General features: G+C 71.1%; 1 protein-coding gene. It reads right to left on the minus strand.

What is annotated here, in order from left to right; all coding sequences use genetic code 11:
* Nucleotides 1–1,005, minus strand: a 1,005-nt coding sequence (locus AB0M20_RS44735) for a hypothetical protein (RefSeq protein ID WP_364307691.1), incomplete at its 3' end; no start/stop codon positions are given.
* Nucleotides 1,006–1,186: the final 181 nt, after the last annotated feature.

The following is a 1,186-nucleotide window of genomic DNA, read 5'->3' on the forward strand; positions in this document are numbered from 1 at the left end:
AACCGGGCCCGGCAGATCGGTGGCTCCCGTGTAGTCGCGGCCCAGCACGACCGTGGCGGCCAGGACGAGCAGCAGGACGGCCGACGTGACCGGCACGGCGTGCGGGACCACGACCTGGAACAAGGACAGCGTGGCCGCTAGGCCGGTCACCGCGAGGGCCACCCGGCGGAGCACGTCGCACAGCCGACCGAACCGATCGGTCAGCTCGGCCAGCTCGCTGACGAGCCCGGCACGGTCCGGCGCGGTGCCGCCAGCCAGCCCGGCGCGGACGACGTCGGCGCCGATAGCCCAGCCGGCCAGGACCGCCGGGTCCTCACCTCGGCCGAGCCGGGCCAGGACGCCATCGATGCGGTCGCGCATCCGTTCGACCGCCTGCAGGTCCACGACCCGCAGTAGCAGGTTGACGCCGCCCCGGATGGCGCGCAGGGCCCAGCGGGCCAGTCGGCCTGGAAGGTCGAGCAGCAGCTCCGAACCGAGCTGCTTGATCGCCTCCGGGACCCGGTCGGTGAGCGGCTTGATCACCTCGGTGACCAGGGCCGTGGTGACGCCGGCCGCGCCCTCGACCATCTCGTCGAGCGCCGTGTGTGCGGCCTCAAGCACGTTCAGCGGGACGCCGTCGCGGGCAATGTCGAAGCTGTGCACCAGCGCCGGCGCGGCGGCCGACACCTCGATGGCGTCGGCGGTACGGTCCATGCTCGCCACGGCGGATCTCAGGCCGGCGGCGTCGCCTGAGGCGATGGCCGACTCGGCGGTCAGCAGCGCGTTACCGATCTGGAGTTGGGAGAGAGCTCCGACGAGGCGCTCCTCGTCGGACGGTGCGGCACCCGAAGCGGCGTCGAAGCCGCGGGTTGAGTCCTCGACGGCGGTGCGGGCCTGTATCTCCAGGCGGTCCACAGCGCGATCGAGGTCGGTGTCCCCGCGCTCGATGGCACGCGCCAGCGCGCTCGTGGCGGAGCCGATCGAACGGGTGCGTTCGATCCAGTAGTCAAGTGTGGCTGTGTTCACGGTTCACCCCGGGTCGAGCCTGGATCCGCTCCGTTGCGGCGTCAAGGGCGTCGCTCAATCCCGACAGGAGCCCTACTCGAAGCGGACCGAGTTTCCGGACGCCGGCCTGCTCGGCGCGGTGTACCTAGCCTTGCTAGTTACTTCGACCTGAAGTAGATCGATGACGGTCAGCGTGTCTGGA

Source organism: Actinoplanes sp. NPDC051633 (assembly GCF_040681735.1).
GTDB lineage: Bacteria > Actinomycetota > Actinomycetes > Mycobacteriales > Micromonosporaceae > Actinoplanes.